This window comes from Pseudomonas fluorescens group sp. (assembly GCF_020093335.1).
In the GTDB taxonomy this organism is placed as follows: Bacteria; Pseudomonadota; Gammaproteobacteria; order Pseudomonadales; family Pseudomonadaceae; genus Aquipseudomonas; species Aquipseudomonas petroselini.
Genome location: NZ_JAIOKW010000005.1, coordinates 157,635 through 181,884 on the forward strand (window position 1 = coordinate 157,635; position 24,250 = coordinate 181,884).

A 24,250-nucleotide genomic window follows, 5' to 3' on the forward strand; every position below is an offset into this window, starting at 1 on the left:
CTATGAAATTGGTGCCAGATGGCTCTTACAACGAGCCATTAGCCTGCCTAGGATGCAGGCATTCGCCAAGGAATATTTCCATGTACACACCTCGCGCCTTCGCCCTCGACGATTTGCCCGAACTGCACCAATTGATCCAGCACACCCGCCTGGCGCAGTTAGTGACCGTGGGTGAACAAGGCCTGCAAGCCAGCCACTTGCCACTGCTGCTCAACCCCGATGAAGGTGCCAATGGCACGCTCTACGGACACCTGGCCAGAGCCAATCCTCAGTGGCGGGACCTGCAGAACGGCAGCGAAGCGCTGGTGATCTTTGCAGGCGCCGAGGCCTACATCAGCCCGGCCTTTTACCCAGCCAAAGCCGAGCACGGCAAAGTGGTGCCCACCTGGAATTACCTGGCGGTGCACGCCTATGGCAAGGCCGAGGTGTTTACCGACGCCGAGCGTTTGCTCAACGTGGTCAGCGCTCTCACTGATCGCCATGAGGGCAACCGCTCCCAGCCCTGGAAAGTCAGCGACGCCCCGGCCGATTACATTGAAAGCATGCTCAACGCCATCGTCGGCTTTGCCCTGCCGATCGAACGCCTGATCGGCAAACGCAAACTCAGCCAGAACCGCAGCCCGGCCGATATCGCCGGCGTGCGCGAAGGCCTGGCCGCCAGTAGCGACGTGCGTGACCAGACCCTCGCCCGCTTTATGCCCCAAGGAGCCTCAGAATGAGCCAGATCGACATCCGCCCAGTCACCGCCGCCGACCACGCCGCCTGGCTGCCGCTGTGGCAAGCGTATCTGACGTTCTACAACACCGAGTTGCCCGACGCCGTCACCCAAAGCACCTGGCTGCGCCTGATCGACGCCACCGAGCCCACCCATTCGGCCCTGGCCTGGCAGGACGACAAAGCGGTGGGCATGGTCAACTTCATCTACCACCGCTCCAACTGGAGCATCGAGAACTCGTGCTACCTGCAGGACTTGCTGGTCGTCCCGACCCAACGTGGCACCGGCGTGGGCCGCAAGCTGATCGAATTCGTCTACACCACCGCCAAGGCTGACGGTTGCTGCAAGGTCCATTGGCTGACCCACGAGACCAACGCCACGGCGATCCAACTCTACGAACGCATTGCCGAACGTCCAGGCTTTATCCAATTTCGCAAAGGTCTTTAAGGAGCGCAGCATGACGACTTCTCTCGCCGACTGGAAAGGCGTCCCGGCGCCCACCATTCAACGGCTGGAAGGACGGTTTATCCGTCTGGAAAAACTCGACCCCGCCCGCCATGGCGATGAGCTGTTCAACGCCCTGCAAGGCCCCGGTGCCGACCCCAAGCTGTGGGACTACCTACCTTACGGCCCATTCCCCGAACGCAGCGTCTTCAATGACTGGCTGAACAATCACGCCGCGCACAGCGACCCGTATCTTTTCAGCGTCATCGACCGCGCAACCGGCCAGGTACAGGGCATCCTCAGCCTGATGTCGATCGTCCCGGACCACGGTCGCATCGAAATCGGCCACGTTACCTTCGGCGCCGCCATGCAGCGCTCGCCAAAAAGCACCGAAGCGGTCTACCTGCTGGCCAAGCACGCGTTCGACCAGGGTTACCGTCGCCTGGAATGGAAGTGCAACAACGCCAACGGCCGCTCCAAATACGCGGCCGAGCGGTTGGGTTTCAGTCTTGAAGGCGTGTTCCGCCAGCACACCGTGGTCAAGGGCAAGAACCGGGATACCGCGTGGTACTCGATCATCGACGCCGAATGGCCACAGGTTGCAGCGGGCTTTGAGGCGTGGTTGTCGGAAGCGAACCAGCAGGGTGATGGGCAGGTGAAGTCACTGGCGCAGTGCCGGTCCCAACACCTCTGATCAATGAGGGAGCCACGCGTTGATCGCCCGCTGGCCGATGCGTTTTTAATCGCGCCGCACTAGAGAAAACTCCCGCAAACTGGGGGTCGATGACCTGACAGTTATCGCCCCGTCATCTCGCTAAATTCCCGGCCTCATTCATCAGAGGTTGGGATTTCATGCCTTTTACACCCCACAGATTCGCACTCGTCATTGCCCTTGCTCTCAGCACTGCCAGCCTTCAACCCGCGCATGCGCGTGGCGATATTGAATACAAGCCGTACCCGCATCCGTACTACGATGCACAGCCCGATCCGTGGCCTCCTGTAGAACCCGAGATCGAATCAACGCCCCTCGACGGTTATCTCACCCAGAAAGCGACCTCGCGCAATGGCTTGCAAGTGGCCAAGGTGCTGGAGCCGGGATTGATTCGGTTACTGGAGTCCGGGGAACTGACGTCCGAGCAAATCAAAGCCCTTGAAAAGCTCGGTGATGGCCTCGAGAAACAACCCGGCGGCATCGGTGCCAGCCTTGAGCAACTGGCCGGCAGCCAGAACGCCAACCTCGCCGGCGCAACGCAAAACACCACACAGCACCTCAGCAACCAATTGCTCTCGACCCTGCGCACACTGCCCGCTGACGACGAAGGCCACTTCTGGATTCAAGGTGTGGGCAACGACGGCAGCCTCGACAAGCAAGGCGGCAGCGCCGGTCTGAAATATGGCATCGACGGCCTGTTGCTGGGCGCCGACTGGGCACTGGATCACGCCTGGCGCGTTGGCATCATGGGTGCAAAATCCACCAGCCATTTGAATACCCAACGCTTCTCTGGCGACCTCGACAGCTGGCACCTGGGGGGTTACGCCGTACGCCAGGACGGCCCGATAGGCCTGCGCCTGGGGGCGATCTACAGCGACCACGCGGGGCAGAACAAACGCGACGTCAACCTGCTGGACTACAAGGAGCAACTCAAGGCAAATACAACGCCCAAAGCCAAACCCTGTTTTCCGAACTGGGCTATCAACTGGGCAGCGCGGACCTCAGCGTCGAACCCTTCGCCGGCCTCGGTTTCCAGCGCTACCACCGCGACAGTTTCAAGGAAACGGGTGGCTTGACCGCGCTGAACGTCGGCGCACAAACCCAACAAAACCTCAGCACCACCTTGGGCCTGCGCCTGGCAACGGTGTATCGGTTCGATAACCAGATCAGCCTCACCCCCCACCTCAGCACCGGCTGGAAACACCTCTACGGCGGAGTCGACAGCCAGGTCCGCCAATCCTACCGCGCCCTGCCGGGGCTGGTTGACGGCTTCACCGTCACCGGCACCTCGCTGGACCGCAATAGCCTCGACCTTCAAGCCGGGCTCGACCTCGCCTTGTCGGCACAACACACCGTCGGCCTGACCTACAGCGCGCGGGCCGGTACAAACAGTCGCAACCAGGGTTTGATGGGGCAGTGGAAGATCAGCTTCTAACCCCACCAAATTGCGCACGAAAAAAAAGGGGGGCACCTGCCCCCCCGAGGATTAAACGGTCGTGTCGAAGGCTGGATCAGCCTTCGATTTCAATCAGGATTTCGCCAGGGTTGACCCGGTCGCCCTTGGCCACATGAACGGCAGTCACCTTGCCGGCAATCGCTGCCTGCACTTCGGTTTCCATTTTCATGGCTTCGGTAATCAGCACGGCCTGGCCGGCCTTGACCACGTCACCTTCCTTGACCAGCACGTCGACGATATTGCCCGGCATCGCGGTGCTGACATGGCCAGGCTCGGTGGCGTGCTTGCGCTTGCTGCCGCCACTGCTGACGAATTCGTTGAGCGGCTCGAACACCACTTCTTCCGGCATGCCGTCGATGGACAGGTAGAAGTGACGCTTGCCTTCGGCCTTCACGCCGACACCGGTGATGTCCACGCGGTAGCTTTCGCCGTGTACGTCGATGACGAACTCGGTCGGTACGCCTTCGCCACCGGCACGCGCCACGCCGCCGGCTTCTGGGATCGGCAACAGCACTTCAGGGGCCAGGGTGCCGGCGTCGCGCTCTTCGAGGAACTTGCGCCCGATGTCCGGGAACATGGCGTAGGTCAGCACGTCTTCTTCGGACTTGGCCAACGCGCCGATTTCACCGCGCAGTTTGGTCATTTCCGGCTTGAGCAGGTCGGCCGGACGTACGTCGATCACTTCTTCGCTGCCGATAGCCTGGCGACGCAATTTCTCGTTCACGGTGCCCGGCGCCTTGCCGTAGCCGCCTTGCAGGTACAGCTTCACTTCGTTGGTGATGGTCTTGTAGCGCTCGCCGGCCAACACGTTGAAAAACGCCTGGGTGCCAACGATCTGCGAGGTCGGGGTGACCAGCGGCGGGAAGCCGAGGTCTTCGCGTACTCGCGGGATTTCGGCCAGCACTTCGCCCATGCGGTTGAGCGCGCCTTGCTCTTTCAATTGGTTGGCCAGGTTGGAAATCATCCCGCCCGGTACCTGGTTGACTTGCACGCGGGTGTCGACGGCGGTGAATTCGCTTTCGAACTGGTGGTACTTCTTGCGCACGGCGTAGAAGTACAGGCCAATCTCTTGCAGCAGTTCCAGGCTCAGGCCGGTATCGAACTCGCTGCCTTTAAGGGCGGCGACCATCGACTCGGTACCGGGGTGGCTGGTGCCCCAGGCGAAGCTGGAGATCGCCGTGTCGATGTGGTCGGCACCGTTCTCGATGGCCTTGAGTTGGCACATCGCGGCCAAGCCCGCCGTGTCGTGCGAGTGGATAAAGATCGGCAGGTTTTGCTCGGCTTTGAGTGCCTTGACCAGCTCGCCGGTGGCGTACGGGGTCAGCAGGCCGGCCATGTCCTTGATCGCAATCGAGTCGCAACCCATGGATTCCAACTGCTTGGCCTGGGCCACGAACGCCTCGACGGTGTGCACCGGGCTGGTGGTGTAGGCGATGGTGCCTTGGGCATGTTTGCCGGCGGCCTTCACCGCTTCGATGGCCACGCGCAGGTTACGCACGTCGTTCATGGCGTCGAAGATGCGGAATACGTCGATACCGTTGACGGCAGCCTTGGCTACGAACGCCTTGACCACGTCATCGCTGTAATGGCGATAGCCCAGCAGGTTCTGGCCACGCAGCAGCATCTGCAAGCGGGTGTTGGGCAACGCGGCGCGCAGTTTGCGCAGACGCTCCCACGGGTCCTCCTTGAGGAAGCGCACGCAGGCGTCGAAGGTCGCGCCGCCCCAGACTTCCAAGGACCAGTAGCCGACTTTGTCGAGCTTGTCGCAGATCGGCAGCATGTCGTCGGTGCGCATGCGGGTCGCCAGCAACGATTGGTGGGCGTCGCGCAGGATGGTGTCGGTTACGAAGATTTTTTTAGACATTGGAATGTTCCTCACAGGCCTGCGTGGGCGGCGATGGCGGCGGCGATGGCCAGGGCCAGCTCTTCGGGTTTGCGCTTGATCGAGTAGTTGGTCAGCTCAGGGTGGCTTTCCACGAAACTGGTGTTGAACTGGCCGCTGCGGAATTCCGGATTGCGCAGGATTTCCTGGTAGTAGGCGGCGGTGGTCTTCACGCCTTGCAGGCGCATGTCGTCCAGGGCACGCAGGCCGCGGTCCATGGCTTCCTCCCAGGTCAACGCCCACACCACCAGTTTCAGGCACATGGAGTCGTAGAACGGCGGGATGGTGTAGCCGGTATAGATCGCCGTGTCGGTACGCACGCCGGGGCCGCCAGGTGCGTAGTAACGGGTGATCTTGCCGAAGCTGGGCAGGAAGTTGTTCTTCGGGTCTTCGGCGTTGATACGGAACTGCAACGCGAAGCCACGGTGCTGGATATCTTCCTGTTTCACCGACAGCGGCAGGCCGGAGGCGATGCGGATCTGTTCGCGGACGATGTCGATCCCGGTGATTTCTTCAGTGATGGTGTGTTCCACCTGCACCCGGGTGTTCATCTCCATGAAGTACACCTCGCCCTCGGCGAGCAGGAACTCCACGGTACCGGCGTTCTCGTAGCCCACGGCCTTGGCGGCTCGCACCGACAGGTCGCCGATGTAGGCGCGCTGTTCCGGGGTCAGTTGCGGGCTTGGGGCAATTTCGATGAGCTTTTGGTTACGGCGCTGGATCGAGCAATCGCGCTCGAACAGGTGCACCACGTTGCCGAAGCTGTCACCGAGGATCTGCGCCTCGATGTGCTTGGGATTGACGATGCATTTTTCCAGGAACACTTCCGCCGAACCGAACGCCTTGGTAGCCTCGGAAATCACACGGGGGAAGGCTTGTTCAAGTTCTTCACGGCTGTTGCAACGACGAATGCCGCGACCGCCACCACCGGAGGTGGCCTTGAGCATCACCGGGTAACCAATACGGTCGCCTTCGGTGAGGGCCTCAGCGATGTCGGCGACGTTGCCTTCGGTGCCCGGCGTGACCGGCACACCGGCCTTGATCATGCTGCGGCGCGCTTCGGTCTTGTCGCCCATGCGGCGGATGACTTCGGCCGAGGGACCGATGAATTTGATCCCGCGTTCGGCGCAGATGTCCGCCAGTTCGGCGTTTTCCGACAGGAAACCGTAACCGGGGTGCAGTGCATCACAGCCGGTTTCCACGGCGAGGTTCACCAGCTTGCGCGGGTTCAAGTAACCGGCCAGGGGCTCGGCACCGATGCTGTGGGCTTCGTCGGCACGCTTGACGTGCAACGCGTGACGGTCGGCGTCGGAGTAGACCGCGACCGAGCGAATGCCCATCTCGGCGCAGGCACGCACGATTCGTACGGCAATTTCACCACGGTTGGCGATCAGGATCTTTTTTATCACTTGGAAATTCCCTTGAGCCGATTGCTGCGTTCTTCGACCCTATGAACCGGGTCGGCGCGTGACCAAATGTTTCATGACAGTCGCGAGACACACACTAAGCCCGCCAAGGGATTAACAAAAATCAATAATTATTGGGTCGTGCATAAGTAAAGACTTATAGTTGGCCGCACAGCCTGGGGCGAGAGGATTAAAAAATGCGTAAGTCATTGATGCGACTGACATTGCGTCAGTTGCAGATCTTCCATGAGGTGTGTGACTTGCGCTCCTACAGCCGCGCAGCCGAGGAAATGTCTCTCACACAACCGGCCGTTAGCTTACAAATTCGCCAGCTGGAAGAGCTGATCGGCCAGCCATTGTTCGATTACGTCGGCAAAAAGCTCTACATGACCGAGGCCGCCGAAGCCCTGCAAAGGGCCAGCCGGGATATTTTCGGGCGCCTGGAAAACCTCGATATGCAGCTCTCGGACATGCAGGGCTCGTTGCAAGGCCAACTGAAACTGGCGATTGAGTCCAGCGCCAAGTATTTCGTGCCGCACCTGTTTGCCGCCTTCAAGCGCCAGCATCCGGAAGTGCAATTGCACCTCACGGTGGTTAACCGTGCCCAGGTGATCCGCCGGCTTTCGGATAATCGCGACGACCTGGTGATCATGTCGATGGTGCCCCAGGACATGGGCTTGGAGTTCCTGCCGTTCCTTAACAACCCAATCGTTGCCGTGGCACCGCCCGACCACCCGCTCAGCCTTCAGGGACCGCTGCGCCTGCAGGACCTGGAACCTTACACACTGCTGCTGCGCGAACCGGGTTCCGGCACTCGGCTGGCTTGTGAGGAATATTTCAAGGAAAAACGCGTGCACTTCACCCAGACGGTGGAAGTCGCCTCAGCCGAGGCGCAGCGTGAATGCGTATGCGCCGGGCTGGGCGTGGCCTTGTTGACGCGTCACGCGGTCAACATGGAATTGGCCACCGGCGGGCTCAAAGAGCTGCCGGTGGAAGAGCTGCCGCTGTACCGCAGTTGGTGCCTGGTGCAGGCCAAGGCCAAGCGCCTGTCACCGGTGGCCCATGCGTTCCTGGGCTTTATCCGCAGCGAGCGGGTGCAGATCAGCGCGCTGGCTGAGCGCTTCGCTGGGCAGCCGCGGGTGCCTGCCAGTGGAGTTCCGGGTAGTCCGTGATGCTCTGGAGCAGTTGGCGCTGATCACAGCGGTCTTCGATTGCGCGACGGAACGCCATGCGGCGCTGGTCTTCCTGTTGACGACGGGTCTTGACGGAGCTGTTGCTGTCTTCGTAGGGCCGGGCCATTTGGAGTCTCCCAATGCGAGTACGGGGAGTACAGGATGGCCTTGGGCGATGACGGTTTAGCGGCGCGCGCATTACAAGACGATGAACATTGCTGATCTGTAGGAAATCCAAATGTGGGAGGGGGCTTGCCCCGATTGCGGTGTATCAGTCACCAGATTTACTGACTGACTCACTGCAATCGGGGGCAAGCCCCCTCCCACATTTTGCTCTGCATACAGCGCTAGTCGTCGAGGGCTTTGACGGATTTGGGCGACAGACGCAGGCTGCGCAAGCTGCGCTTGACGCTCTTGAGGTGGTTGACCAGGCTCGGCCCGCGCGCCATGGCCACGCCCATGGCCAGCACGTCGATCACCACCAAGTGAGCGATGCGCGAGGTCAGTGGCGTGTAGATCTCGGTGTCTTCATGCACATCGATGGCCAGGTTGACCGTGGACAGTTCCGCCAAGGGCGTCTGGCTGGGGCAAAGGGTGATCAACGAAGCGCCGCTCTCACGCACCAGGTTGGCGGTGATCAGCAGGTCTTTGGAGCGGCCGGACTGGGAGATGCAGATGGCAACATCGGTGGGCTTCAAGGTCACCGCCGACATGGCCTGCATGTGCGGGTCACTGTAGGCCGCTGCGGTGAGCAGCAGGCGGAAGAATTTGTGCTGGGCGTCGGCCGCCACTGCGCCGGATGCACCGAAGCCATAGAACTCAACGCGCTGGGCCTGGGACATGGCCGTCACGGCCTTCTGCAGCTCCACCGGGTCGAGCTTCTCGCGCACTTCCATCAGGGTGTGCAGGGTGGTGTCGAAGATTTTCAGGCTGTAATCGGCAACGGAATCGTCTTCATGGATAGCAAATTGCCCGAAGCTCGCACCGGCGGCCAGGCTTTGGGCCAGCTTGAGTTTCAAGTCCTGGAACCCGGAGCAACCGATGGCGCGGCAGAAACGCACGATGGTCGGCTCGCTGATGCCCACGCTGTGGGCCAAATCGGCCATGGAACTGTGCATCACAGCCGCAGGGTCAAGCAGCACGTGATCGGCAACCTTGAGTTCCGATTTGCGTAACAGGTGGCGCGACTGGGCGATATGTTGCAACAGGTTCAAAGGACAGGACTCTTGTTATGGGCAGGGCCAAGGATGTAGCAAGCTTGTAGTTATACTACAAGAATTGCCGTTTTGCCCGTCCGACGCGTCACTAAATCGCCCTGCCCGCCTTTGAATTTAAGGGCAGCCAAGTTGTAGCCACAGGGGCGACCTTGGCATCACTCAGGAAAATCTGCATTTTTCCGTAACAAATCTGCCAACCCTTCGGCCTGCATTGGCCGGCTGATCAAATAGCCCTGCACTTCGTCACACCGCTCACCGCGCAGGAAATCCAGCTGCTGCTGGTCTTCCACACCTTCTGCCACCACCTTGAGTGCCAGCCCATGGGCCATGGCGATAATTGCGCGGGTGATGGCCGCGTCTTCACGCCCCTGCCCGAGTCCACGAATAAAGGTCTGGTCGATCTTCACGTAGTCCACGGGGATACGCTTGAGGTAGCTGAGGGACGAATAACCGGTGCCGAAATCGTCGATGGCCAGCTTCACGCCCAGGTCGCGCAGTTGCTGGAACGTGGCGATGATGTGTTCGACGCTGTCGAGTAATTGGCTTTCGGTCAGCTCCAGCTCGAGGTATTGCGGGTCCAGGCCGGTTTCTTCAAGCACTTGGCGCACCAGGCTGACCAACTTGCCTTGACGCAGTTGGTGCACCGAGAGGTTCACCGACACGCGAATCGGCGCCAGCCCCTGACGCTGCCATTCACACGCCTGCCAGCACGCCTCGCGCAGCACGAATTCGCCCAGCGGCACGATGAGGCCAGTCTCTTCGGCCAGGCCGATAAAATCCCCCGGCGGCACCATGCCCCATTGCGGATGCTCCCAGCGGATCAACGCCTCGGCCGCATTCAGCTTGCCGGTGGCCAGGCATAGCTTCGGTTGGTAGAACACTGAGAGCTGACGTTCTTCGATGGCCTTGCGCAGGTGGTTTTCCAGCTGCAAGCGCTCCAGGGTGCTGGCTTGCAAGCTGTCGGTGTAGAACTGAAAGTTATTGCCGCCCAAGTGCTTGGCGTGCTGCATGGCCATGTTCGATTGACTGACCAGCGCGGAAATCTCCCGCGCATTGTCCGGTAACAGGCTGACACCCATTGAGGCACTGACCACCAACTCATGCCCTTCCACCGTCACCGGCACCCGCAGTTTGGCCAGCAGCCGCGTGGCCACGCGCGCCAGGCTCGACAGGTTGCCATAGGCGTCGAACAACACAGCGAATTCATCCCCGGACAAACGCGCAATGGTGTCGGCCTCGGGCAAAGCGTTAATCAGGCGACGCGCCATTTTTTGCAGCAATTGGTCGGCAACTTCATGGCCGAGGCTGTCATTGAGTAACTTGAAGCGATCGAGATTGATGTGCAGCAGCGCCAGGCTGCGCCCACCTTGGCGTACACGCTGGTGAGCCTCGCGCAGCCGTTCGCGGAACAGCGAGCGGTTGGCCAGCCCGGTCAACTCGTCGTAATGAGTGAGGTAACGCATACGTTCTTCGGACTCACGCCGCGCCGAGAGATCGGCGAAGAACCCCACGATATGACTGACTTTTCCTCGAACATCGCGCACCACATTCAATTGCAGCCACTGCGGGTACAGCTCGCCGTTCTTGCGCGTCTCCACCAACTCGCCCTGCCACGTACCGTGGCTTAGCAACGCCTGGCGGATCACCGGAAAGTGGCGGCGGGCATCGCGGCTGCTGGGCAGCTCCACCACATTGCGGCCAATCATGTCGTCAGTTTCAAAGCCCGTGACACGGCTGAAGGCCTGGTTGACGGCAATCAGCACGTAGTCCGGGTCGAGGATCACAATGCCCTCGCTGGCGGCTTCAAAGACGGTCGACGCCAAACGCTGCTGTTCCTCCAGGGCCTTGCTGGCGCTGATATCACGGCGTGTACCGAGCATGCGCGTGACGCGGCCGCTGGGCGCACGCTCCACGGCACGGCCACGGTCTTCGATCCACACCCAATGCCCATCGCCATGACGCACGCGGTATTCCACTTGGTAGTCCTCGCTGCGGCCCTTGAGGTGCTCCACCAGGGCACGCTTGAGCAGCGGCAGGTCTTCGGGGTGCAGGCGTGGCTTGAGGTGACCGAGCATCGCCGTGACGTACTCAGGCTCCAGGCCGAACAGCTCCTTGAGCTGGGTGTGGTGGACTTCGTCGGTTTGCAGGTTCCAGTCCCACAGGCCCAGCTCGCTGGCTTGCAGGGCCATGGCCAGGCGCGCCTCGCTTTTATTCAGCGCCAGGCTGGCAGCGTCCAGCTCCTGGCTGCGCTGTGCCACGCGGTCCTGCAGGCCGACCTGAGCTTCGCGCAGTTCCTGCTCGACCTGGCGGCGTTGTTCGACTTCGCGCACCAACTCCTGATTGAGTTGCTCGCTGCGCTGCTGTGCCTGTTGCAGATGCTCGATCAACGCCTGGTTCTGGAAGCGTCGCAGCAGCCCGCGCTGGATCAGGCGATTGACCTGCCACGCCACCAGGCTCAAGGACGCCAGCAGGATCAGGCCGAGTACGCCCCAGCCACGCTGCTGCGGGTCACCGCTCCAGAACAGATAAATGATGGACGGCACCAGGCACGGCAAGGCGAACGACAAAAAGGCCGGCACGCTCACGGCGTAGGCCACGCTGGCCGACAGTGTCGCGGCGCCGATCAGGCCGAACACCCAGGCCTGCTGCATAAAGCTGTCCGCCGGCACCAGGGCGATGGCGGCGGTGGCCAGGGTCAGGCCGCTGACCGCCGAACCGAGCATGAACATGCGCCGCCACACCGGCTGGGCCTGGCGACTGGGCATAGCCGAATCAAACGCGGCCACTTGGATCACGCGCATCGCCACCAGGGCCAGCAGCCAGACCAACCAGATGCTGTCCAACAGGTATTGCTTGGGATTCCAGAGCAGCCAGGCGCAGACCAGGCCATTGACCAACATCAACAGGGTCGGCAGCAGCGAGCCCTGATACAGCAGGCGTGTGCGCTCGACCGCCATCTCAGTGGCGTAGTGTTTGCGAAGAACCTGCGCGGGCGCCGCCGAGGGGCCAAACAGGTCGGTGCTGAGGGTCATAGGCAGTGTTCTTATAATGGTGAGCCCGAAACGTCGACGGAGCATACACAAGCAAACGCTTGGGCCAAACTGCTCTACGTCATAAAAACGGCATGCTCATGCGCCGCAAACTTCGGGGCCAGACGGCTTGAGCGAGACACTGCGCGGGCTGTGGCCATTGACCAACCGGTCATCACCCTGATTGTTTTCCGTCGACCACCCGGCATTGGTATTTGCCCCACTCCCCCGTGGGCCATAGAATGCGCCGATGCGCGATGATCTCTCTCTTTTGCTGAACTCCCTCAACGATGCCCAACGCCAGGCCGTAGCCGCCCCCGTTGGCCGTCAGTTGGTCCTGGCCGGTGCTGGCTCCGGTAAAACCCGAGTGCTGGTGCACCGTATCGCCTGGTTGATCCAGGTCGAGAACGCGTCCCCGCATTCCATCCTGTCGGTGACCTTCACCAACAAGGCCGCTGCCGAGATGCGCCACCGCATCGAGCAGTTGATGGGCATCAGCCCGGCCGGCATGTGGGTAGGCACCTTCCACGGCCTGGCGCACCGCCTGTTGCGGGCGCACTGGCAGGAAGCGGGCCTGAGCCAGACCTTCCAGATTCTCGACAGCGATGACCAGCAACGCTTGGTCAAGCGGGTGATCCGCGAACTGGGGCTCGACGAACAGCGCTGGCCGGCGCGCCAGGCCCAATGGTTTATCAACGGCCAGAAAGACGAAGGCCTGCGCCCGCAGCACATCCAGGCCAGCGGCGATTTGTTCCTGGCCACCATGCGCAGCATTTATGAAGCCTACGAGGCCGCGTGCGTACGCGCCGGGGTGATCGACTTCTCCGAGCTGCTGCTGCGCGCCCTCGACCTGTGGCGCGACAACCCGGGTTTGCTGGCCCATTACCAGAAACGCTTCCGCCACATTCTGGTGGACGAGTTCCAGGACACCAACGCCGTGCAGTACGCCTGGTTGCGCCTGCTGGCCAAAGGTGGCGACAGCCTGATGGTGGTGGGCGACGACGACCAGTCGATCTACGGCTGGCGTGGCGCGAAAATCGAGAACATCTACCAGTATTCCGAAGACTTCCCGGACGCCGTCACCATCCGCCTGGAGCAGAACTACCGCTCCACCGCCGGTATCCTCAAGGCGGCCAACGCCTTGATCGCCAACAACACCGGGCGCCTGGGCAAAGAGCTGTGGACCGACGGTGGCGAAGGCGAAGCCATCAACTTGTACGCCGCGTTCAACGAGCACGATGAAGCGCGCTACGTAGTGGAAACCATCGAAAGTGCACTGAAAACCGGCCTGGCGCGCAGCGATATCGCCATTTTGTATCGCTCCAACGCCCAATCGCGGGTCTTGGAAGAAGCCTTGCTGCGCGAACGCATCCCGTACCGCATCTACGGTGGCCAGCGCTTCTTCGAGCGTGCCGAGATCAAGAACGCCATGGCCTACCTGCGCTTGCTGGAAGGCCGCGGCAACGATGCGGCGCTGGAGCGGGTGATCAACATCCCGGCCCGTGGCATTGGCGAAAAGACTGTCGAAGCCATTCGCGACCACGCGCGCCATGCCGATGTGTCGATGTGGGAAGCCATGCGCTTGCTGATCGCCAATAAAGGCCTGACCGGCCGCGCCGCCGGGGCGCTGGGTGTGTTTGTCGAACTGATCGAGAACCTCGCCGCCAAGTGCGCGGAAATGCCTCTGCACTTGATGACCCAGACCGTGATCGAGCAGTCCGGGCTGATCGCCTACCACGAAGCGGAAAAAGGCGAGAAAGGCCAGGCCCGGGTAGAAAACCTTGAGGAACTGGTCAGCGCCGCCCGTGCGTTCGAAAACACCGAGGAAGACGAAGAGCTGACACCGCTCGCCGCTTTCCTCGGCCATGCGTCGCTGGAAGCCGGCGATACCCAGGCCGATGAGCATGAAGACAGCATCCAGTTGATGACCTTGCACAGCGCCAAGGGCCTGGAGTTCCCGTACGTGTTCCTGGTGGGCATGGAAGAAGGCCTGTTCCCGCACAAGATGAGCCTGGAAGAGCCGGGCCGTCTTGAGGAGGAGCGCCGCCTGGCCTACGTGGGCATCACCCGCGCGATGCAGAACCTGGTGATGACCTACGCCGAGACCCGACGCCTGTACGGCAGCGAGACCTACAACAAGGTGTCGCGTTTCGTACGTGAAGTGCCGAAGGGGCTGATCCAGGAAGTGCGCTTGTCCAACAGCGTCAGCCGCCCGTTCGGCGGAGGTCAGCAGCAGAACTCCAGCAGTATGTTCGCCGGTTCCGAGATTCCGGAAACCCAGTTCAGCCTTGGCCAGCAGGTCAGGCATTCGGTGTTCGGCGAAGGCGTGATCCTCAACTTCGAAGGCGCCGGTGCCCAGGCGCGGGTGCAGGTGAATTTCGCCGAAGGCAGCAAGTGGCTGATGATGGGTTACGCGAAGCTCGAAGCCATCTGACTGTGGCGAGGGCGCTTGCTCCCTCACCCCAACCAGCCCCTCTCATGAAACACTGCGTTACATGAAGATCATGGGCCCGCCCTTGTTTTAGACGAGCGCGGGCCAATATCTGTAATAAGTCCTACAGACCATTCTGAATCGGTCCTACGCAAAAGCCCGAAACATTATGTCGCTAGCCACTGTCACTACACCTGTGCAACATGGCGCGCGTGCAATCCACAAATGGGAATTCCCTTTATGAAACGTTTTCTTAGCATCGCCATGGCGTTGTGCATCGGCCTGACGATGAGCATCGACGCCAACGCCAAGCGCTTTGGTGGCGGCAAAAGCATGGGCTCGGCACCGACTCACCAGACCAGCCAAATGGCCCCATCCGCCGGTGCCGGCGGTGCTGCGGCTACCGCAGGCGCAGCCGGTGCTGCAGGCGCCGCTGCCAAGGCTGGCGGTGCTTCGCGCTGGTTGGGCCCTCTGGCCGGTATCGCCGCCGGTGGCCTGCTCGCTTCCATGTTCATGGGCGGCGGCTTCCAGGGCATGCAGATCTTCGACATCCTGATCATGGCGGTCATCGCCTTCCTGGTCTTCCGCTTCATCGCTGCCCGTCGCCGCAAGCAGCAGGAGCATCTAGCTCCCGCTGGCGCGCCAATGCAGCGTGAAGTGTTCGAGCAAAAACCAGCCATGGGTTCGATCTTCGGTGGTTCGGCAGCACCTGCTGCGGCCCGTCCGGTGATCAACGCACCGGCCTGGTTCAACGAAGAGCGTTTCGTCGAAGCGGCCCGCAGCCACTTCCAGTCCCTGCAACAGCATTGGGACGCCAACGAAATGGACAAGATCTCCGAGTTCGTGACCCCGCAACTGCTGGAGTTCCTCAAGCGCGAACGTGCCGACCTGGGCGACGCGTTCCAGTCGACCTACATCGACGACCTGCGCGTACAGCTGGAAGGTGTGGATGATCGCGCTGACAAGACCATCGCCACCCTGACCTTCAGCGGTGTATCGAAGACTTCGCGCTTCGACCAGGGCGAAGTGTTCAGCGAAAGCTGGAACATGGAACGTGCCCAGGGCGACAACCAGCCTTGGCTGGTCGCCGGTATCCGCCAGAACGGCTGATCCCTGCGCGCTTAGCAAGCAGATACAAAAAACCCCGGACCTGTCCGGGGTTTTCTATTTCACGGTTGCACTTATAGCGAGCTACTGTATAAAACGCCCCTATAAACCGCGCCATCTAGCAAGAGGATCCCGGCCGTGGAAGAAATCATCGAACAATTGCGTGAAGCCAACGAACCGGTTCCGGTTCCGCTGGAACTGCCTGACGAAGACCAACTGGTGGAAATCGAGGAACAACTGTTCATCGACATCCCGTTTGTCTTCCGTGAATTTTTGCTGACCGTCAGCGATGTGGTGTACGGCAGCCTGGAGCCGGTGACCGTCACCGACCCGCAATCCCATACCTACCTGCCGGACGTGGCCGCCAACGCCTGGGATGCCGGTGTTGATCGCAGCCTGATCCCTATCTGCCAGGACGGCGACGACTACTATTGCGTCGAAGAAGACGGCACCGTGGTGCTGTGGTCCGGCGAAGAAGAAATCGTCACCGAGGAAACCTGGGAATCCGTGTGGCACTGGGCCCGGGACGTCTGGCTGGAAAGCTGACCGGGCTTGCTGTAGTGAGCGGGCTTTGTGGTGAGCGGGCTTGCCCCGCGCTGGGCTGCGAAGCAGCCCCATAGCCTCACATCGCCAAACCTGAAAGAACGCGTCGCCTGGACCGGGCCTGCTACGCAGCCCAGCGCGAGCAAGCTCGCTCACCACAAAAAGCCCGCTCACCACCGTAAGTGGCCCGCCTACTTTAGTGCTCCGGCGTATCCTTGTGGTTATCCAGGGTCTCCAGCAAAGCGACCTGCATCCGCGTATGCACGCGGATGAACCACCGCCAGAGCACGGCCGCCACCGCTGCCGTGACGACGGCGATCAGCACCAGCAACTTGTTGGTCGGCAGGATACTGGCCGACAAGGCGGCCAATAGCAGGAAGATCACCAGCAGCGAGAGGATCGGGATCAGTTCCGCGATCACCCTTCGTACACGCTGGGTGTGTCGCCCAGCCATTTCCGGCTTCACGCTCATCTCCGCCAGCAGCATCGACAGCGCCTTGAGCTTGCGGTACGCCGCGATCAGGAATGGCAGCGACAACAGCAACGCCCCGCCCCAGATCAGCGCCTTCTGCCAGCTTGGATCGCTGATCCAGCCCTCCAGATACCCACCGATGCGCGCCGCAAAAAAGCTGCCGGCAAAGAAGATCGCGATCACCAGCGCCAGGTTTACCCCCACTTGCAGGATGATCTTGCGGATCATCGACGCCAACATGGCACCCTCGCCCTGAGGCTGGATGCTGCGCAACCATTCGCCGTACATGCCGAACACCCGGCTCATGCGCTTGGGCATGATTGCCGCAATCTTCAGCGACAGCGGGTCAGCGCCGCGAATCAAGTACGGCGTGAGCAGCGTGGTAATCGCTGAAACCGCCACGGCGACGGGATAAAGGAAATCACTGGTCACCTGCAGCGTCATCCCCAGCGCCGCGATGATGAAGGAAAACTCACCAATTTGTGACAGCCCCATCCCCACGCGCAATGAGGTCCGGCCATCATTGCCGGCGATAAATGCCCCCAAGCCGCAGGACAGCATCTTGCCGAGCACCACCGCCACGGTGATCACCGCAATCGGCCAGGCGTATTGCAGCAGGATCTGGGGATCGATCATCAAGCCAATGGCCACAAAGAAGATGGCGCTGAACATGTCGCGAACCGGCTCGATCAGGCGCTCGATCTTAATCAACTGTCGGGACTCGGCCATGATTGCGCCGATCAGGAACGCGCCCAGCACCATGCTGTATTCCAGCTTGACCACCAGCAGGCAGAAACCGAAACACAAGCCCAGTACGGTGATCAGCAACATCTCGTTGCTTTCGAACTTGGCCACGTAAGCCAACAGCCTCGGCACCAGCAAAATACCGATGACCAGCGCAACGATCATGAACAGCGAGAGCTTGCCGACCGTGGAAAACACCTCGCCGGAGCTGACCGTACCGCTGACGGCGATGCTCGACAGCAAGGCGATGATGCCGATGCCGAGGATGTCTTCCACAATCAGTACGCCAAAAATCAGCTGGGCGAAGCGCTGGTTTTTCATCTCCAGGTCGTTAAGCGCCTTGACGATGATGGTGGTGGAGGAAATCGCCAGGATTGCGCCGAGGAACAGCGAGTCCATGGTGTTCCAGTCAAACCAGCGGCCAATCTCGTAGCCGATCCAGATCATCAGGATGATTTCCAGGAAGGCTGCGATAAACGCCGTGGCGCCGACCTTGAACAGCTTGCGCAGGCTGAACTCCAGGCCCAGGCAGAACATCAGGAAGATCACCCCCAGCTCGGCGAGGGTCTTGATGGTGTCTTCATCGTGAATCAGGCCGAAAGGTGGGGTGTGGGGGCCAATGATGAACCCGGCGACGATGTAGCCCAGCACCACTGGCTGCTTGAGGCGGTGAAACAGGATGGTGACAACCCCTGCCACCAGCATGATCACGGCCAAGTCCTGGATAAAGCTGATGGCGTGCATGGCGAGGGGCTCCTTGAGGGTACTGGCGCTTTTCCCACTTCCGCCCGCGCCTTTGAAATATCGCAAAGTGCGGAAGGAAAAGTCTGCCTTGATCGTAAGAAATACCCTGAGACGGGCTTTTGAAGGTTAACACCGCGACTTCCGCCGGAAAGCCGGTGCAATATATGGAAACAGATCGGAGAGCGCGTGACGGCAAGGCGCCTACCGGCGTCCCGTTATGGATGGCGCTGTAAAGATTCCAGCACCCGCAGAGGTGCGCCCCCAACCAATGCCTACAACCCGTGAGTGTGCTATGGAACCCGGAAACGCCCAGCTGTCGATGACGGTATTGATGACCCCTGATATGGCCAACTTCTCAGGCAATGTCCACGGCGGCACACTGCTCAAGTACCTCGACGAAGTGGCCTACGCCTGCGCGAGCCGTTATGCCGGCCGCTATGTCGTCACCTTGTCGGTAGACCAGGTGATCTTTCGCGAGCCGATCCATGTCGGTGAGCTGGTGACGTTCCTCGCATCGGTCAACTACACCGGCAACACGTCGATGGAAGTGGGCATCAAGGTGGTGACCGAGAACATCCGCGAACGCTCGGTGCGCCATACCAACAGTTGCTTCTTCACCATGGTGGCCGTGGACGACCAGCGCAAACCGGCCGCCGTGCCACCGCTGCAACCTCACAATAGCGAAGACAAGCGCCGGTTCGTGCAGGCCCAGCAGCGCCGGCAGATCCGTCAGGAGCTGGAAAAGCGCTATCAGGAAATCAAGGCAGACGCGCTATAGGCCATGCCCCCCCGTGTAGGAGCGAGCAAGCCCGCTCCTACAACCTCCAGCACCCATCGTAGTGGGCACACACATCAAAGCGCTGATCCAACTGGCTCATGCGCTCCATGTGATGGTTCACGATGTCCACCATCACGGCTTTGCTGGTGTTCGTGTAGTACTGCGCCATCAACTTGTCGTTAGCCTTGACGCGCTCGACAACGGCGGCGTCCGTCGGGTTCTGCCATTGCTCCAGAATCGCATCTTCGGTGCCGCTCAGGCGCATGCGGTAAACCCGCTCATAAAGCTCCAGCGTACGCGCCTTGCGGCCAGCCATTTCCTGATTCACCCGTGCATAGTTCTGACGGAACTGAACCCAATAGGCCTCAGGTGGCGTGAATGTGCCTAATTTCGCCTTGCGCTCGGCGATCGCCTCTTCGGTAGCTTGCGGGCGCTGCGCGGTGTCAGGCTCCATCAACGTGATGAGCTGCATATGGGTTTCAACGATTGCGTTGATCAACGCGGTACGGTGTGGCGTAGCCGGGATCACCTTACCGAATATCGGGCTCTTGCCCGCGCACGACGGCATACCGTTCTCGAATATCGGCTGGGGGATGCGCACATCCTTGCCATCCGAGCGCGTCAGGCGCTGAAACGAGGTCGTGCACATGCCCCGTTCCATGTCGAAGGTCACTTCATACTCTTCCCCGGCCTTTGGCGTGATGCTCATTGATTTGCCGCAGACATAGCTGCCGCCATTGGTGTTGATCATCAGCATGGTTTCTTTGCCGGGTGCCAGCTTGAACTCCAGCAAGCCTCTGGCCTTGACCGGTGGGGGCACAGACATGCCGACACGCCGCCGGGTATCGACCAAGAAAATATTGTTGAGCATGCCAGTGGTCTGGCCCATGCAGTGCTCAGCGTCGTAGACGTCGATGGTGGTATTGGACGTATTAGAGATGAAGCGCAGTTTGGCGGCATCAGCCTCAGTGGCATCAGGGTAAGTGCCGTTCACACTGCAACCGGCCAGCAACGACGTCAGCACCAGGGCGGTCAGCGCCCGCGGCGAAGGGAATACGAGGGACATGGATCTTCCTTGAAAGCACAGTGGACTAGAAGGCGCCCGATAGTACCGGACGCCCTTTGCCTGGCTCAATCAGGAATATTCCTACAACTCGATGGGTGTCGCTTCGAAACGTACGCGAGGGTGGGCGATGCGATCCTGGGCCCGCACCAACTCCAGCTCGTAACTGGCGCAAGCCTGGGTTTCCAGCAGCACTTCGTGTACGGCGGCAGCGGTGAATTCGAAGGCGGCCAACAGGCTGTCGCCCAACAGAACACGCGCCAGGAACAGGCCCGAGGTCAAATCGCCGACACCCACCGGCTGACGCGCAAACGCCAACAGCGGCCGGCGCAAGTGCCAGCTGCCTTCGGCGGTCACCAGCAGTATCTCGAAACCATCCGGCAACTTGCCGGGATAATCCAAATGCTTGACCAATACAGCCTTCGGCCCGCGCGCCAGCAACGCCTTGGCCATGGCCAGGCAATCGAACAGCGATTGCGGCTTGCGCCCGGCAAAACTGTCCAGTTCCAACTGGTTGGGGCACAGGAAGTCGGCCATTGCCGCGGCTTCGTCCAGCAGGAAATCGCTGACTTCCTGGGGCACGATGCAGCCCTTTTCCGGATGGCCCATCACCGGGTCGCACAGATACAAAGCCTTGGGGTTGATGGCCTTGATGCGCGCCACGCCGGTCAGGATCGCCCGGCCCTGATCCGCACTGCCCAGGTAGCCGGACAAAATCGCGTCGCAGTTGCCCAACTCGCCGATCGCGGCGATGCCCTCCACCAACGCCGGAATCTGCTGCGGCGCCAACACTTCACCCGCCCACTGGCCATACTGGGTGTGGTTGGAGAACTGCACGGTGTTCAGCGGCCACACGTTCACCCCGACGCGCTGCATGGGGAACACGGCGGCGCTGTTTCCGGCGTGGCCGAAGACCACATGAGACTGGATCGCAAGCAAATGAGGTGTGCGTTTCATGCGGGGGATTTCCGTAAAGCCGTTGAAATTCTGGCCGCGCAGTATGCGACTAAAAGCAGCCTATACGACAGACCGGCGACACAGTTAAGCTGCTCTCACTTTGTTGGAGTCTTTCGCATGCTGACCCTGGGAAACATCTTCGTGTTGATGCTGCTGGCGACCGGTGCCGCCTGGGTGTGGCACAACCACGGCCTGCGCGAGCGTGCGCTGGAGCGGGTCAAGCAGCATTGCGCCAAGCTCGACATTGAACTGCTCGACGGTGCGGTGGCGCTCAAGCGGATCGGGTTTGTGAAGGATGCCAATGGCCGGCGGCGCCTGGCACGTATCTACAACTTTGAATTCACCGTCACCGGCGAAACCCGCCACCCAGGGACCATCACCCAATTCGGCGCCCACAGTGCGCAGATCGAACTGGCGCCCTACCCGTTCGAGATCAAGACACCACTGCCCAGCGCCGAAGTGATCGAGCTGAGCCAGTGGCGACAGGACCACGGCACCAAGAACCGTCAGTAACGACAGGCCGCCAGCGCGGTCTGCAATGCCGCCACGTCCTGTGGGTCGCTGAAAATCAATTCGATACGCGAATCGCGCCGCCATTCGCTGGTTTGCCAGGCGAGCGGGCTGTTATCCACAGCGTTGGCCGACAACCAGCCTTCGGCGCTGTGGATAACCAGCTTGGCGCGGTGCCACTCAAGGCTTGCCAGCCAATGATGCAGGCGCTGGGCATCGAATTGCTGGCTCGGGTGCCAGCGCCAACCGATGCTCCAGCCGCCCTCTTGTTCCTGGCTCAGGCAGATCGGTTGCGCGGGATCGCTCCAAATGGCCGGCATCTGCGCCAGCCCCTTGGGCACTTCGAAGTTATCCACAGCCGCAGCCGCCTGTGCGTTCAGCCCTGGCAACTGGGCCAGCGGCAAATGCGCCTGCCGGGTCCAGTAAAACGGGCAATCCGGTAACTGCTGTTCAATGGCGTGGCGCTGCGCGGCGTCCAGCGCTTCCTCCTTGTTCAATACCAGCAGCCCGGCACTCGCCAAGGCTTCCTGCTGCGCCGACGGCAAGGGTTTACCCGCCGCCAGCGCCTGGGCATCCAACACCAGCACACAGGGCTGCACTGCCAACACGTTCTGCCACGGCGCCTCTCGCAACTGCTTGAGCAATTGCGCCGGATGGCCCAGGCCTGACGGTTCGATAAACAGCCGATCGGGTTTGGCCTTACGCAACAAACGCCCAAGTCCTACCTGGAACGGCGCGCCATTCACACAGCACAGGCAGCCGCCAGCGACTTCGCCCAAGGCAATGCCGTCGTCATCCTGAGTGAGCAAGGCGGCGTCCAGGCCTATTTGCCCGAACTCGTTGATCAGCACGGCCCAGCGCTCGTTGGCTGGGCGCTGGGCAAGCAGGTGCTTGATGAGGCTGGTCTTGCCGGCGCCCAACGGCCCGGCAATCACATGAGTGGGAATGTTCTGCAGCATGAGGAGCATCGTTCAGACCGTGTAGAGCGTTTGATCCTACGCGGTTATGCGAGCCAATCCAGTGTCAGGATCAAGCGGCGTTCGTCAGCCTTGAGTGCGGGCGAACGGTGAATCAGGCCATGGCCTTCATTGCCATGCCACTTGGTGCCCTTGAGCAGGGCGACTTCCCCGCACTGGAGCTGCTCGATTCGGTCGCTGGGTTCGGCGTCCGGCTGGCTCAACTGGCGACGGTCCATCACGCCTTCACGCAACCACTGGCTGCCGATCCCGGCATAGGTGGTGATCAGCCGCACCGGCACATGGTCGACGTGAAAACGCGGGCACATGGCTTTATCCAACAGGCGCAAGCGCACGCCGATACGCTTGGCACCCAGCAAACAGGCAAACGCGCTGACCAGCCAAGACACATCGGCGATAAAGCCTTCGTAGCCTTCCAGGTCGCGGCAACTGGACGCCAGCCCTTGCAAGTCGGGCGCGGCGTCTTCGTTATTGAGCTCAATCACCCTGGAATCGGCCAACGGCTCATTGAGCGCTACCAGCAAGGCGCCGAACTCGGCGATGTGCAGGGGCAACTGGCGCTGCCACACCGCCAGGTTGACGCCGTCTTCAAGGATGTCGGACAGCGCCAGCGGAGTTTCACCACGGGTCTGGCGAATCACGGGACGCAGGGGAATCACCGGGGCCAGCATCAGGCGGCTGCCTCCTCATACCAAGGGCCAAAGGGATCGGCCAGCAGGCGCCAGCCTTCGACGCCCAGGGCCATTTCTTCATCGTCGAGCAAGCAGGCGTCCAGCTCGGCGCGCAGCTGGGTGAAGTCGATGTTCTGCCCGATAAACACCAGTTCCTGGCGACAGTCACCGGTGCTCAGTTGCCAGTTGCCCATGATCGCCGCGACGCTTTCCTCATCCTGGGGCCACTGGCTTTTTGGCACAAAGCGCCACCAGCGACCGGCAAACCCATGGCGCATCAAGCCGCCCGCCTGAGACCAACTGCCTGCATCCTGGTGCTTGCTGGCCAGCCAGAAAAAGCCCTTGGAGCGCAGCAGTTTGCCGTTGACCCACGGACGGTCGATAAAGTCGAAAAAGCGCTGGGGATGAAAGGGGCGGCGCGCACGGTAAGCGGTGGAGGCGATGCCGTACTCTTCGGTTTCCGGCACATGTTCACCCCGCAACGCCTGCAACCAGCCCGGGGCCTGCGCGGCGCGTTCAAAGTCGAATCGGCCAGTGTTGAGGATCTTGTTCAGCGGTACTTCGCCCATCACCATCGGGATGATTTCCGCCTGGGCGTTGAGGCGCTCAAGGATTGCCATCAACTCTTCACGCTCGCGGCTGCTGATAAGGTCGATCTTGCTGATAAGGATCACGTCGGCGAATTCGATCTGCTCGATCAGCAGGTCGGTGATGGAGCGTTCGTCTTCTTCACCCAGGGTTTCACCCCGGGAGGCGAGGCTTTCGGCGGCCTGGTAGTCGAGCAGGAAGTTCATGCCGTCGACCACCGTGACCATGGTATCCAGGCGTGCAATATCGGCCAGGCTTTGCTCGTTTTCGTCGCGGAAGGTGAAGGTTTCAGCCACCGGCAAGGGCTCGGAGATGCCGGTGGACTCGATCAGCAGGTAATCGAACCGACCTTCCTTGGCGAGTTTTCCGACTTCCTCCAGCAAGTCTTCCCGCAAGGTGCAGCAGATGCAGCCGTTGCTCATCTCCACCAGTTTTTCTTCAGCGCGGTTGAGGGTGACGTCGCGCTGGACTTCGCTGCCGTCGATGTTGATTTCGCTCATGTCGTTGACGATCACCGCCACCCGCAGGTTTTCGCGGTTGCGCAGGACGTAATTGAGCAGCGTGCTTTTACCGGCGCCGAGAAAGCCGGACAACACAGTAACGGGGAGACGGTTGGGCATCAGGTATTCCTC

The 24,250-nt window shown here is 61.0% G+C and carries 20 protein-coding genes and 1 pseudogene; 10 read left to right on the forward strand and 11 right to left on the reverse strand.

What is annotated here, in order from left to right; genetic code table 11:
* Positions 1–80 precede the first annotated feature (80 nt).
* The 4 genes and pseudogenes from K7431_RS08110 to K7431_RS08125 form a co-directional block, all read left to right on the forward strand.
* On the forward strand, positions 81–719 hold the full coding sequence (locus K7431_RS08110) for an FMN-binding negative transcriptional regulator (protein WP_015886596.1): 639 nt from the start codon (positions 81–83) through the stop codon (positions 717–719).
* On the forward strand, positions 716–1,162 hold the full coding sequence (locus K7431_RS08115) for a GNAT family N-acetyltransferase (RefSeq protein ID WP_015886597.1): 447 nt from the start codon (positions 716–718) through the stop codon (positions 1,160–1,162). Before K7431_RS08110 ends, K7431_RS08115 begins: the two co-directional genes overlap by 4 nt.
* A gap of 10 nt (positions 1,163–1,172) precedes the next feature.
* Entirely contained in the window at positions 1,173–1,853 is a 681-nt protein-coding gene (locus K7431_RS08120; protein WP_015886598.1) for a GNAT family N-acetyltransferase, read from the forward strand.
* A 548-nt stretch (positions 1,854–2,401) separates the two neighbouring features.
* Positions 2,402–3,303 (forward strand): annotated as a pseudogene (locus K7431_RS08125) (autotransporter domain-containing protein); the annotation flags it as partial.
* A gap of 79 nt (positions 3,304–3,382) precedes the next feature.
* Here the strand turns inward: K7431_RS08125 and oadA are convergent.
* Both oadA and K7431_RS08135 read right to left on the reverse strand, forming a co-directional pair.
* Positions 3,383–5,191, reverse strand: coding sequence for a sodium-extruding oxaloacetate decarboxylase subunit alpha (oadA, locus tag K7431_RS08130; RefSeq protein ID WP_015886599.1), 1,809 nt, complete (start codon positions 5,189–5,191; stop codon positions 3,383–3,385).
* Between the two features lie 11 nt (positions 5,192–5,202).
* A complete protein-coding gene (locus K7431_RS08135; protein ID WP_003213442.1) occupies positions 5,203–6,618 on the reverse strand; it encodes an acetyl-CoA carboxylase biotin carboxylase subunit in 1,416 nt (471 codons plus the stop codon).
* Positions 6,619–6,812: 194 nt separating this feature from the next.
* On the opposite strand from K7431_RS08135, the gene K7431_RS08140 reads away from it, so the two are divergent.
* Positions 6,813–7,787, forward strand: a complete 975-nt coding sequence (locus K7431_RS08140) for a LysR family transcriptional regulator (protein ID WP_015886600.1) — start codon at positions 6,813–6,815, stop codon at positions 7,785–7,787.
* Here the strand turns inward: K7431_RS08140 and K7431_RS08145 are convergent.
* The 3 genes from K7431_RS08145 to K7431_RS08155 form a co-directional block, all read right to left on the reverse strand.
* Complete coding sequence (locus K7431_RS08145; RefSeq protein ID WP_079444958.1) at positions 7,717–7,914, reverse strand: PA3496 family putative envelope integrity protein; 198 nt, start codon at positions 7,912–7,914, stop codon at positions 7,717–7,719. The two genes, K7431_RS08140 and K7431_RS08145, sit on opposite strands and share 71 nt — an antisense overlap.
* Positions 7,915–8,134: 220 nt before the next feature.
* A complete protein-coding gene (hexR, locus tag K7431_RS08150; RefSeq protein ID WP_003177007.1) occupies positions 8,135–9,001 on the reverse strand; it encodes a transcriptional regulator HexR in 867 nt (288 codons plus the stop codon).
* 158 nt (positions 9,002–9,159) lie between these two features.
* Positions 9,160–12,036, reverse strand: coding sequence for an EAL domain-containing protein (locus tag K7431_RS08155; RefSeq protein ID WP_043206077.1), 2,877 nt, complete (start codon positions 12,034–12,036; stop codon positions 9,160–9,162).
* Positions 12,037–12,283: 247 nt separating this feature from the next.
* Between K7431_RS08155 and uvrD the strand changes: the two genes are divergently transcribed.
* The 3 genes from uvrD to K7431_RS08170 all read left to right on the forward strand — a co-directional run bounded on the left by uvrD (position 12,284) and on the right by K7431_RS08170 (position 16,117).
* Positions 12,284–14,467, forward strand: a complete 2,184-nt coding sequence (gene uvrD, locus K7431_RS08160) for a DNA helicase II (RefSeq protein ID WP_015886602.1) — start codon at positions 12,284–12,286, stop codon at positions 14,465–14,467.
* Between the two features lie 237 nt (positions 14,468–14,704).
* Positions 14,705–15,574 (forward strand): Tim44 domain-containing protein, encoded by an 870-nt coding sequence (locus tag K7431_RS08165; protein WP_015886603.1) that lies wholly within the window; start codon positions 14,705–14,707, stop codon positions 15,572–15,574.
* A 135-nt stretch (positions 15,575–15,709) separates the two neighbouring features.
* The gene (locus tag K7431_RS08170; protein WP_028618538.1) at positions 15,710–16,117 is read left to right on the forward strand and encodes an SMI1/KNR4 family protein; all 408 of its coding nucleotides are present in this window, start codon (positions 15,710–15,712) and stop codon (positions 16,115–16,117) included.
* A 193-nt stretch (positions 16,118–16,310) separates the two neighbouring features.
* On the opposite strand, the gene K7431_RS08175 is transcribed toward K7431_RS08170, so the two are convergent.
* Positions 16,311–18,074: a cation:proton antiporter gene (locus K7431_RS08175; protein WP_015886605.1), complete on the reverse strand. Its 1,764-nt coding sequence runs from the start codon at positions 18,072–18,074 to the stop codon at positions 16,311–16,313.
* Between the two features lie 292 nt (positions 18,075–18,366).
* Here K7431_RS08175 and K7431_RS08180 point away from each other — a divergent pair, with 292 nt between their 5' ends.
* Positions 18,367–18,852, forward strand: a complete 486-nt coding sequence (locus K7431_RS08180) for an acyl-CoA thioesterase (protein ID WP_003177014.1) — start codon at positions 18,367–18,369, stop codon at positions 18,850–18,852.
* A gap of 37 nt (positions 18,853–18,889) precedes the next feature.
* Here K7431_RS08180 and K7431_RS08185 read toward each other — a convergent pair whose 3' ends face one another.
* Positions 18,890–19,918, reverse strand: coding sequence for a hypothetical protein (locus K7431_RS08185; protein WP_015886606.1), 1,029 nt, complete (start codon positions 19,916–19,918; stop codon positions 18,890–18,892).
* Positions 19,919–19,999: 81 nt separating this feature from the next.
* A complete protein-coding gene (gene pdxY, locus K7431_RS08190; RefSeq protein ID WP_015886607.1) occupies positions 20,000–20,872 on the reverse strand; it encodes a pyridoxal kinase PdxY in 873 nt (290 codons plus the stop codon).
* 117 nt (positions 20,873–20,989) lie between these two features.
* Between pdxY and K7431_RS08195 the strand changes: the two genes are divergently transcribed.
* Positions 20,990–21,385: a DUF3301 domain-containing protein gene (locus K7431_RS08195; protein ID WP_015886608.1), complete on the forward strand. Its 396-nt coding sequence runs from the start codon at positions 20,990–20,992 to the stop codon at positions 21,383–21,385.
* Here K7431_RS08195 and K7431_RS08200 read toward each other — a convergent pair.
* From K7431_RS08200 to zigA, 3 genes are read right to left on the reverse strand one after another with little or no spacing between them, the layout of a single operon-like run.
* Positions 21,379–22,341: a CobW family GTP-binding protein gene (locus tag K7431_RS08200; RefSeq protein WP_015886609.1), complete on the reverse strand. Its 963-nt coding sequence runs from the start codon at positions 22,339–22,341 to the stop codon at positions 21,379–21,381. The two genes, K7431_RS08195 and K7431_RS08200, sit on opposite strands and share 7 nt — an antisense overlap.
* A gap of 44 nt (positions 22,342–22,385) precedes the next feature.
* Positions 22,386–23,030, reverse strand: coding sequence for a DUF1826 domain-containing protein (locus tag K7431_RS08205; RefSeq protein WP_015886610.1), 645 nt, complete (start codon positions 23,028–23,030; stop codon positions 22,386–22,388).
* A complete protein-coding gene (gene zigA / locus K7431_RS08210; RefSeq protein WP_015886611.1) occupies positions 23,030–24,238 on the reverse strand; it encodes a zinc metallochaperone GTPase ZigA in 1,209 nt (402 codons plus the stop codon). Before zigA ends, K7431_RS08205 begins: the two co-directional genes overlap by 1 nt.
* Positions 24,239–24,250: the final 12 nt, after the last annotated feature.

Coding starts and splice junctions, on each gene's coding strand:
- K7431_RS08180 (WP_003177014.1), top strand. CDS start 18,367: ATGGAACCCGGAAACGCCCAGCTGTCGATGACGGTATTGATGACCCCT.
- pdxY (WP_015886607.1), bottom strand. CDS start 20,872: ATGAAACGCACACCTCATTTGCTTGCGATCCAGTCTCATGTGGTCTTC.
- K7431_RS08175 (WP_015886605.1), bottom strand. CDS start 18,074: ATGCACGCCATCAGCTTTATCCAGGACTTGGCCGTGATCATGCTGGTG.
- K7431_RS08155 (WP_043206077.1), bottom strand. CDS start 12,036: ATGACCCTCAGCACCGACCTGTTTGGCCCCTCGGCGGCGCCCGCGCAG.
- uvrD (WP_015886602.1), top strand. CDS start 12,284: ATGCGCGATGATCTCTCTCTTTTGCTGAACTCCCTCAACGATGCCCAA.
- K7431_RS08205 (WP_015886610.1), bottom strand. CDS start 23,030: ATGCTGGCCCCGGTGATTCCCCTGCGTCCCGTGATTCGCCAGACCCGT.
- zigA (WP_015886611.1), bottom strand. CDS start 24,238: ATGCCCAACCGTCTCCCCGTTACTGTGTTGTCCGGCTTTCTCGGCGCC.
- K7431_RS08195 (WP_015886608.1), top strand. CDS start 20,990: ATGCTGACCCTGGGAAACATCTTCGTGTTGATGCTGCTGGCGACCGGT.
- K7431_RS08165 (WP_015886603.1), top strand. CDS start 14,705: ATGAAACGTTTTCTTAGCATCGCCATGGCGTTGTGCATCGGCCTGACG.
- K7431_RS08115 (WP_015886597.1), top strand. CDS start 716: ATGAGCCAGATCGACATCCGCCCAGTCACCGCCGCCGACCACGCCGCC.
- K7431_RS08185 (WP_015886606.1), bottom strand. CDS start 19,918: ATGTCCCTCGTATTCCCTTCGCCGCGGGCGCTGACCGCCCTGGTGCTG.
- K7431_RS08200 (WP_015886609.1), bottom strand. CDS start 22,341: ATGCTGCAGAACATTCCCACTCATGTGATTGCCGGGCCGTTGGGCGCC.
- oadA (WP_015886599.1), bottom strand. CDS start 5,191: ATGTCTAAAAAAATCTTCGTAACCGACACCATCCTGCGCGACGCCCAC.
- K7431_RS08140 (WP_015886600.1), top strand. CDS start 6,813: ATGCGTAAGTCATTGATGCGACTGACATTGCGTCAGTTGCAGATCTTC.
- K7431_RS08145 (WP_079444958.1), bottom strand. CDS start 7,914: ATGGCCCGGCCCTACGAAGACAGCAACAGCTCCGTCAAGACCCGTCGT.
- K7431_RS08120 (WP_015886598.1), top strand. CDS start 1,173: ATGACGACTTCTCTCGCCGACTGGAAAGGCGTCCCGGCGCCCACCATT.
- K7431_RS08110 (WP_015886596.1), top strand. CDS start 81: ATGTACACACCTCGCGCCTTCGCCCTCGACGATTTGCCCGAACTGCAC.